The 8,700-nt window shown below is 63.8% G+C and carries 11 protein-coding genes; all 11 read left to right on the forward strand.

Features of this window, described 5'->3' with window-relative positions:
* On the forward strand, positions 1 to 587 hold a 587-nt coding region (gene ccmA / locus M3461_06770), incomplete at its 5' end, for a cytochrome c biogenesis heme-transporting ATPase CcmA (protein ID MDQ3774077.1).
* Positions 584 to 1,267: a heme exporter protein CcmB gene (ccmB, locus tag M3461_06775; protein ID MDQ3774078.1), complete on the forward strand. Its 684-nt coding sequence runs from the start codon at positions 584 to 586 to the stop codon at positions 1,265 to 1,267. The genes ccmA and ccmB, both read left to right, overlap by 4 nt.
* A 7-nt stretch (positions 1,268 to 1,274) precedes the next feature.
* Positions 1,275 to 2,012: a heme ABC transporter permease CcmC gene (gene ccmC / locus M3461_06780; GenBank protein MDQ3774079.1), complete on the forward strand. Its 738-nt coding sequence runs from the start codon at positions 1,275 to 1,277 to the stop codon at positions 2,010 to 2,012.
* Between the two features lie 123 nt (positions 2,013 to 2,135).
* Positions 2,136 to 2,324 carry a hemin uptake protein HemP gene (locus tag M3461_06785; GenBank protein ID MDQ3774080.1) on the forward strand — a complete coding sequence of 63 codons (189 nt, stop codon included), beginning with the start codon at positions 2,136 to 2,138 and terminating at the stop codon, positions 2,322 to 2,324.
* 156 nt (positions 2,325 to 2,480) lie between these two features.
* Positions 2,481 to 2,705 (forward strand): TonB-dependent receptor, encoded by a 225-nt coding sequence (locus M3461_06790; GenBank protein ID MDQ3774081.1) that lies wholly within the window; start codon positions 2,481 to 2,483, stop codon positions 2,703 to 2,705.
* Positions 2,706 to 3,249: 544 nt separating this feature from the next.
* Positions 3,250 to 3,564 carry a hypothetical protein gene (locus tag M3461_06795; GenBank protein MDQ3774082.1) on the forward strand — a complete coding sequence of 105 codons (315 nt, stop codon included), beginning with the start codon at positions 3,250 to 3,252 and terminating at the stop codon, positions 3,562 to 3,564.
* A complete protein-coding gene (locus M3461_06800) occupies positions 3,561 to 3,857 on the forward strand; it encodes a redoxin domain-containing protein (GenBank protein MDQ3774083.1) in 297 nt (98 codons plus the stop codon). Before M3461_06795 ends, M3461_06800 begins: the two co-directional genes overlap by 4 nt.
* Positions 3,858 to 3,861: 4 nt before the next feature.
* Entirely contained in the window at positions 3,862 to 4,008 is a 147-nt protein-coding gene (locus tag M3461_06805; GenBank protein ID MDQ3774084.1) for a hypothetical protein, read from the forward strand.
* Between the two features lie 16 nt (positions 4,009 to 4,024).
* Positions 4,025 to 5,215 (forward strand): TIGR03118 family protein, encoded by a 1,191-nt coding sequence (locus tag M3461_06810; GenBank protein MDQ3774085.1) that lies wholly within the window; start codon positions 4,025 to 4,027, stop codon positions 5,213 to 5,215.
* A gap of 9 nt (positions 5,216 to 5,224) precedes the next feature.
* Entirely contained in the window at positions 5,225 to 7,150 is a 1,926-nt protein-coding gene (locus tag M3461_06815) for an FTR1 family protein (protein ID MDQ3774086.1), read from the forward strand.
* 435 nt (positions 7,151 to 7,585) lie between these two features.
* Positions 7,586 to 8,700, forward strand: a 1,115-nt coding sequence (locus M3461_06820; GenBank protein ID MDQ3774087.1) for a TonB-dependent receptor plug domain-containing protein, incomplete at its 3' end; no start/stop codon positions are given.

Raw genomic sequence — 8,700 nt, forward strand, 5'->3', positions numbered from 1 at the left:
GGCTCGAATGCCGGCGCGGCGAGCGGCTCGTCTTCTCGAACCTCGATATCGATCTCGAGGCCGGCGAGGTGTTGCAGATCTCGGGGCCGAACGGTTCCGGCAAGACCACGCTCTTGCGGGGCATCGCCGGTTTGACGCCGCCCACGGCGGGCGAGGTGCGCTGGTGCGGGCGGCGTATCGACGAGGGGCGCATCGAGTTCCTGCGCGACCTCGCCTATCTCGGCCATGCCGACGGCGTCAAGGCGGAGCTGACGGTGTGGGAGGACCTGGAGGTGGCACAGGCCCTGCGCGGCGGGGGACTGGCGGCGGCCGATGCACTCGATCGCCTCGGCCTCACGGAGCTTTGCGATACCCTCGGCCGGTATCTGTCCGCGGGCCAGCGCCGGCGGCTGGCGCTCTGCCGGATCCTCACGAGCGGCGCCCGGCTATGGCTCCTCGATGAGCCCTTCGCCGCGCTTGACGAGACCGCGATCGCGACCGTGGCGCGGCTTCTGGAACAACAGGCCGAGCGCGGCGGGCTCGCCATCGTCACGAGCCACCATCCCCTGCGCATCGATCATGCACGCGTGTTGCGCCTCGCCGCATGAGCCGGCAGAGCGGCCTGTGGCGCGCCTGCCTCGGACTCATCAGGCGCGATCTCCTGTGTGTCTCGCGCCATCGCGCGGAGGCCGCCAACCCGCTCTTGTTCTTCGCCATGGTCGCGACCATCTTCCCGATCGCGCTCGGGCCCGATCCCAAGGTTCTCGCGGCCATCGGCCCCGGCGCCATCTGGGCCTCCGCGCTGCTCTCCACCCTGTTGTCGCTGGAAGGCATGTTCCGCCCGGATCTGGAGGACGGCAGCATCGAGCAACTCCTGCTCTGCCCGCACCCCCTGCCGGTCCTGGTGCTCGCCAAGGTGTGCGCGCACTGGCTCGCGACCGGGTTGCCGCTCCTCCTGCTGGCGCCGCTGCTCGCGCTGCAATTCGGCCTGACGATGGAATCGACCGCGACCTTGCTCCTGAGCCTCGTGCTCGGCACGCCGGCATTGAGCCTGCTCGGCGCAGTGGGGGTGGCGCTCACGGTCGGGCTGCGCGGCGCGGGGATCCTGCTCGCGCTCCTGCTCCTGCCGCTCTACCTGCCCATCCTGATCTTCGCGACCGGCGCTGGCGGCGCCGTGCAGCGCGGCCTGGCACCGAGCGCCCATTTGAACATGCTCACGGCGCTCCTCGTGCTCGCCCTCACGCTCGCGCCCATCGCCGCGGCCGCGGCACTGCGCGTGCGCGGATGATTTGATTATGGTCCACCTCGCGAGCCCCAGAGAGTTCTATGCCTTTTCTCTGCGCTGGTCGAGACGCATCGGTTCCGTTACGGCGATCCTCATGCTCGTCGGGCTCTATCTCGGGCTCTTCGTCGCCCCGCCCGATTACCAGCAGGGCGACAGCTACCGGATCATGTTCGTACACGTCCCGAGCGCCTGGATGTCGCTATTCGTCTATTCGATATTAGCCGGTGCCGGGGCCGTGGCCCTCATCTGGCGGGTCAAGGTGGCGGAGGTCGTAGCCGCGGCCAGCGCCCCGATCGGCGCGGCCTTCACCGCGCTCGCCCTCGCGACGGGATCGATCTGGGGCAAACCCATGTGGGGGACCTTCTGGGTATGGGACGCGCGCCTCACCTCGGAGCTCGTGCTCTTGTTTTTGTATCTGGGCTACATGGCCCTCGACGCCGCCATCGAGGACCGCCGCACCGCAAGCCGCGCGGCCGCCATCCTGGCGCTGGTCGGGGTCGTGGATCTCCCCATCATCCATTACTCGGTCGAGTGGTGGAACACGCTCCACCAGGGCCCGACCATCACCAAGCTCGGCGCCCCGTCCATCCATCCCTCCATGCTAGCCCCGCTCCTCCTCATGGCCCTCGCCTTCACGGGCTATTACCTGTCCCTCATGCTGGTGCGCGCGCGTTGTGAGCTCCTGATCCGCGAACGCGGCAGCGCCTGGGTACAGGAGATTGCGGCGAGCGATGGGGCGCCTCCCTGACCCGCATCTCTTAGCGCGGCTTAGCATGGCAGGTCCTCCACCAAGTTGATCAGCGTGTGAGCTGCCGGACCTCGGATCGGGGACCCCTTGACATACGAATGAGAAGCATTATCATTTGTCGGCATGCCCGACACACCCGAGCGGCGGCGAAGCGCCTCGGAGGGCGCGGGGACCCGCGACACGACGGCCCCGAAGCGGCGGCTGACGAGCCGCGATCTCCTGGCCGGCCGGGACGAGGTCATCATTGAGCATGCCGGGCAGGAGTACCACCTGCGCCACACGCGGGCCGGGAAGTTGATCCTGACCAAGTAGTCGTAACGAACGCGAGCCACCGCGTGCCCGACGGCACGCGGCAGCCAGCCCGAACCCTTTTGGGAGGCTGTCACGTGTCGAGTCGAGTCGCTTTGCCGGTCTTGATGGTGGTCGATCTCCGCCGCCGGCGAGAGGGACCACAGCGCCGAGAGCGAGGTGTCGCCGAAGGCCGGACTGCTCTTCCGTACCACGGAGTGGTTGACGATCTGGAGCAGCTATGCGGAGGCGTTCCTCGCCCCGGGCCTCACCGAGGAGTCCGCCGAGGGCTTGCATTTCCGCGGCATCCCGGGCGTCTTCCCGGACAACTTCTTCGTCCCCAATCCGGACTTGCAGCCCGAGACCACCGGGCGGGCCTGCGCACGCGTTTCGACGATCCCTTGATCGAGGGCGACCGGTTGCGCCTGGAAGCCGCCTATTTCATATCGACGTCGAGGACTTCATCGATCTCGAGGTGGACATCTTCGCGGGGACGACCCGCCCAACAATCCCCAGAAAGCCGAGCTCCGCGGTTTCGAGACCGAGTTCGGGTACGACGCCTCCCGCTTCTTCGCGGCCATGAGCTATTCGGAGACGCGGGGCAAGGATGCAGGGCGAGCACTCACATCCGTCCCCCCGGACAAGCTCGTGGCGACGCTCGGCCTGCGGGTATCCGCAGCTTAGCCTTGTCTTCACCGGGCGCGGCCGTTTCGTCGAACGCCGGGACCAGGTGCCGGCGGGCGTTGCCGTAACCCCGGGCTAATGGGGTCTGCGATCTCTATGCGAGCTGGTTGCCGGCGGGGGCGAGCTATTCGGGCCTCAGGGTCGATTTCGGGATCGAGAACCTGGCCGACAAGTCGTACCGCCGCCCCCTCTCGCTCATCGATGAGGGCGGCGGAATTTCAAGCTCTCGGTTTCCTACAGGTTTTTAATGGAGAGGTGATCCCTGATGTGCGCATCGTCCGTGTGTCCTTCGGTATTGATCAACGATCTTGAGCTATTGCACGCGGGGCTGGGGGTGCTCATGGCCCACTACCTCGCGTGCCATGACGACGCGGTCCGGGACTGCCTCGCACTCCGGATCAGCCGCCAGTTGCGGATCATTGCCGAGCACAGGGACCTGCCCGACTGGGCCTTGCGGCCCCTCTACCGGACCATGGCGGCGCGCTGGCACGTGCGTGCGATCCATGGGCTCTCGTGTCCGAGGCAGCCATCGGATCCACGTCCATCCTTGGAAGAGACCCTTTGGCAGGAGGCCGTATGAGCGAAGTATTGTCGACTGGAAGACCCTGGGATCTGGCGCGGCATCGTCTCGGTCGGCGCATTGAACCGAACGAAAAACTCCACGGAGAAACGGCCATGTTGCTGATCGGAAACCCGACACCGGACTTGGAGGTCCACGCGCTCACGCTGGATGACCGCTTCGAGCGCCTGCGGCTCGGCGCGCTGGTAGGCCGCTGGTCGGTCCTGTTCTTTTATCGCAAGGACTTCACCTTCGTGTGCCCGACCGAGATCCACGGCTACGAGGCGCCCGCCCCACGGTTTCCAGAGGGATGAAGGCGTGGCGGCACGGGCGACCTTCCTCCTCGATCCGGAAGGGCGGGTCGCGAGCGTCACGGCCGACGCTGCGGCTCGTCCTGCCTTCCAGGCGGGCGGGCTCACCGCCTGCGAGTGGCAACCGGGCGATCGTTTGTTGGTCCTGGCATGAGCGTGGAGGACCTTCCATGATCCGGATAACGCAGCACGTCGCCATTCTTATTGTAATGGCATTGGCCGCGATCGCACCACACGATGCAAACGCGGCGCAGGGCTATTACCTGCAGCGTAATCTCATCACCAATTTTCGAGACAAGTACCGCACCCGCCTCGAGCCCGGTCGGAAGACGCTCCGAAACGACCTCGTCTTGAACGCCTGGGGCCTGGCCTTGCGTCCGGCCGGGGCGGGCTGGCATTGGTGGATCGCCAATACCGATTCGGGGACCGTTGTGACCTACGTCGGCGATACCGATACGACACCGCTTTTCCAGGACGCCCTCAAGACGGTGCGGGTCGAGCCGGCCCCGGCGACGCCCGATCAATCATCCACGCCGACCGGTCAGGTCTTCAGCGGCTCGGGCGAGTTCCCGTGTGCCGGCGCGAGCTTCACCGGCGCCCCGATCGCGGCCCCGAGCCGGTTCCTCGTCGTGACCGAGGACGGCAACCTCCAGTGCTGGGCGGAGACCGGATCGAGCCAGGCGCAACGCATGCGCTCCTTCACCATCGCCGTGAACGGTGAGGACGGATCGGTGTACAAGGGCCTCGCGATCACGCCCTTTTCGTCGGGCAACCGCCTCTACGCCGCCAACTTCGGCCTGCGCCGGATCGACAGCTTCGACGGCGCCTACCAGCCGATCCTGAACGGCGCCTTCCCGCGCCCCGCCGACGTGCCCGAGGATTTCGCGCCCTTCAACATCCAGTTCCTGGAATACGGGATCGACGAGGCACCAAGGCAAGGCTTGTTCGTGGCCTACGCCAGGACCACGGAGGATCCGGTCGAGGAGGAGCAGGGGCCGGGGCTCGGGTATATCGCGGAGTTCGATTTGGACGGCCGGCACCTGCGTACGTTGCACGCGAGCCGCAGGCTCAACGCGCCCTGGGGGTTGGTCGTGGCCCCCGAGGGATTCGGCCCGTTCTCCAAGCGCCTCATCGTCGGCAACTTCGGCGACGGCACCCTGGTGGCCTTCGGCTTGAAGAGCGGGCGGCAGAGGGGATATTTACGCGGCCGCGATCGGCAGGCCATCCAGATCGATGGCCTCTGGGGCCTCGCCTTCGGCAACGGCGCGAGCCTCGGCCGTGCGAATTACTTGTACTTCACCGCCGGGCCGAACGGCGAGGCCGATGGCCTGTTCGGCACCCTGCACTTCGTGGATGAGTGAGGAGAGACGGTGAAGAAGATTATTCTTGCTGTTCTCTTGTTCTTAGCGCCAGCGGTCGCCGCTGGCCAGTCTGTTGAGACGCGTGCACAAACGATCGTGCACCTGCTCGCTTACATAAGCGTGGATTACCCCGAGTTTGTGAAAGGCGGCAAAGTACTCGACGGGGCCGAATACCAGGAACAACTCGAGTTTTCCTCCCAAGTTATCATGTCACTGCAATCGCTTCCCGACGTAGCGGCGACACAAGGACTACTCGCGAAAGCGCAAACCCTCAAGGCGCAAATCGCGGATAAAGCGGCGGGCAAGCAAGTTTCGCGTCTCGCCAATGAACTGCGCTGGGACGTCATTCGCGCGTCCGACATCGCCGTCGTCCCCAAAACCGCGCCCGATCTCTCGCAACCTGCGGCGATTTACACGGCGGATTGCGCGGGTTGTCATGGCGTCGAAGGACGAGGCGATGGTCCGCTCGCTCAAGGTCTCGACCCTGCCCCGTCCAATTTTCACGACCAAGAGCGCATGGCGAGCCGCAGCGTCTATGGCCTCTACAACACGATCAGTCTGGGCGTCGCGGGAACTGCCATGCGCCGATTCGGTGAGCTCTCCGAACACGATCGCTGGGCGCTCGCGTTCTACGTCGCGAGCATCGGCGTTCCCCAGCCGGAAGTAAACGAAGGCAAGCACGCATGGGAAACAGGCGAAGCGCGCGATGCGTTTCCCGATTTGAGCAACCTCGTCACGCTCTCGGCCAATGAAGTCACTGAGCGGTACGGCGAAAACGCGGCCCTCGCACAGGACCATCTCATCGCCGAGCCGCAAGCGCTCGCCGCGACGAAACCATCTCCGCTCGCTTTCTCTCGTGCGAAGCTTGAAGAAGCTCTGGCCGCGTATCGAAGCGGCAACGCGGATCTCGCACGGCAGCTCGCAATCACCGTGTATCTCGAAGGCTTCGAGCTAATCGAAGCGAGTTTGGACAATGTGGATTTCAATCTAAGAGTCGAAATCGAGCGCGAGATGATGCTGCTTCGCAATTCGATCGGAAGCGGCGCGCGTTCGGCAGAAGTCGAAAGCCGGATCGCGCAGCTCGATGAGCTCCTGGCGAGGGCGGAAAAGCGCCTCGGGGCCGGATCGCTTTCGCCCACTACGGCTTTCGTGAGCTCGCTCATCATTCTCTTGCGCGAAGGCGTCGAAGCGATCCTCGTGCTCGCAGCGATCATCGCCTTCGTAGTCAAGACCGGCAGGCGCGACGCATTGCCGTGGGTGCACGCGGGTTGGATCGTGGCGCTCATCCTGGGCGCGTTCACCTGGTTTGCGGCGACTTACCTCATCGACATTTCCGGGGCGAACCGCGAGCTGACCGAAGGCGTCACCGCCCTCGTCGCCGCCGCGATGCTGATCTACGTCGGCTATTGGCTGCACGGGAAATCCTACGCGCAAGCCTGGAGCCGATTCATTCGCCAACAAGTCGGCGCCGCGCTTTCCAAAGGCACGCTCGCTGCAATGGCGCTCGTTTCGTTCCTCGCGGTCTACCGCGAACTTTTCGAGATCGTGCTTTTCTACCAGCCGCTTTGGGTGCAAGCCGCTGCCAGCGGACGCGGCAGTGTCGTTGCTGGAATCGGCGTTGCCGCGATCTTGCTTGCCGCGATCGGCTTCGCGATTTTCAAATACAGCGTGCGTTTACCCATCGGCCGGTTCTTCGCGATAACTTCGCTCTTGATCGCGCTGCTCGCCGTCGTCTTCGCCGGTCACGGAATCGCGGCGCTGCAAGAGGCTGGCGTGATAGACGTCAATCCGGTCCCGTTCGTGTCTCTGCCGCTGCTCGGCATCTATCCGACCGCAAAAAGCCTCGCCGCGCAAGCGTTTGCGCTCGCACTCGTCGCGTTGACTTTCTGGCTCGCGCGGCGTGAAGGCGTAAAGCCTATTGCATCGAAAGTTTGAAAGGAACGTTTCACCCGGGCACAAAAATAACAGCCAGCCAACAAGCCTCCCGCTTGCGTAGCCAGCCAGCCGAGTTGAGCAATTCAGGGGGAAGTATGGCTGCGAAGAAATATTCACCGAGGTTAACGCCTATTGCCTCCGCCGTGGGCAGTCGCGACGATATCTCAAAGCGCTGCGCTCATTGCTCGCCGATAATTTCCCGATCCTCGGGGCGTCCTGACCGGGAGCGGAAAACCTGTTCGCGATGGGTATATCAGTCATAAATGAAGTTACTGCAACGACGGGGGTATAATGTGCAAGAATCCGGTGGTGTGGCTCAATGGGTGGGGTCATCCGGCCCAGGATCATTCGAAATGGCTTGCGATCTGGCTGGCCATCGCATCCATTTCGGTCTCAGGTAACTTGGCAATTGCCCAACCAGGCGACGGAACGGATATGCGAGGCAAAGAGACTGGAGAAAGGGCCAGGCCGGAGGCGGATCTACCGACCGTCGAGGAAGTGGTACATCTCCCAACCATAGAAGTGATCGGAACAGAAGAACGGCTAAAGGAGATCCCAGGCTCGGGCTTCATCATCCCGCAGGAGACCCTGTACAAGAGCCACGTCTTCACCACCAATGAGGCCCTGCGCAAGGTCCCCGGGGTCAATGTCCGCGACGAGGAGGGCTTCGGCATGCGCCCCAATATCGGTATCCGCGGTCAAAACCCCACCCGCTCCACCAAGACCCTTCTCCTGGAAGACGGTCTTCCGCTCTCCTTTGCGCCCTACGGAGATAATGCCAGCTACTATCACCCGCCGGTGGATCGCTTCGAGCGCATCGAGGTCTTGAAAGGCGCTGGACAGATCCTCTTCGGACCGCAGACGAGCAGCGGCATCATTAATTACATTACCCCCACTCCACCCATAAAGCCCCAAGGCTTCTTGGGCTTCACCGGGGGCAGCCGGGACTACTACAACGTCCACGCCAACTATGGCGGCACTTGGAACAAGGCTGGCGGGCTGCTGGATTACATCCATAGGCAAAGTGACGGGTCCCGTGACAACACCCACTTAAACGTCGACGACGTCAACCTCAAAGGACTATTCAACATCAACGAGAGGAATGCCCTGATCCTGCGGGGCAACTACTTTGGAGAAGACTCTCAGGTCGGTTACACCGGGATCACCGAAGCTGAGCTGCGCAACTTTGGTATCCGTTACAACCCCTTCAAGAACGATGAATTCGACGCCGACCGTTGGGGGACCTCCGCGACCCACGAGTTCTACTTTAACGATGACCTGACCCTTACCACCAGCTTCTATTGGTCCCACTTTCATCGGGACTGGTGGCGGCAGTCGAGTCGCACCACGGACACTCAGTGCGATGGGACCCTGGTCAATGGGCGGACCTTCAGCGAGGCGAGGCAGGCGGGTCTTGCCGTGAACCTCGATGCCTGCAATTCGGTGCAGGGGCGGTTGCGTGATTACTATACCTGGGGGGTCGAGCCGCGCCTGCATGCGGCCTATAGCTTCTTCGGCATACCGAGCGAGGTGGATCTCGGCTTTCGCGC

The organism is Pseudomonadota bacterium (assembly GCA_030860485.1).
Taxonomy (GTDB): Bacteria; Pseudomonadota; Gammaproteobacteria; order JACCXJ01; family JACCXJ01; genus JACCXJ01.

Coding starts and splice junctions, on each gene's coding strand:
- ccmC (MDQ3774079.1), top strand. CDS start 1,275: ATGGTCCACCTCGCGAGCCCCAGAGAGTTCTATGCCTTTTCTCTGCGC.
- M3461_06810 (MDQ3774085.1), top strand. CDS start 4,025: ATGATCCGGATAACGCAGCACGTCGCCATTCTTATTGTAATGGCATTG.
- M3461_06785 (MDQ3774080.1), top strand. CDS start 2,136: ATGCCCGACACACCCGAGCGGCGGCGAAGCGCCTCGGAGGGCGCGGGG.
- M3461_06795 (MDQ3774082.1), top strand. CDS start 3,250: ATGTGCGCATCGTCCGTGTGTCCTTCGGTATTGATCAACGATCTTGAG.
- M3461_06800 (MDQ3774083.1), top strand. CDS start 3,561: ATGAGCGAAGTATTGTCGACTGGAAGACCCTGGGATCTGGCGCGGCAT.
- ccmB (MDQ3774078.1), top strand. CDS start 584: ATGAGCCGGCAGAGCGGCCTGTGGCGCGCCTGCCTCGGACTCATCAGG.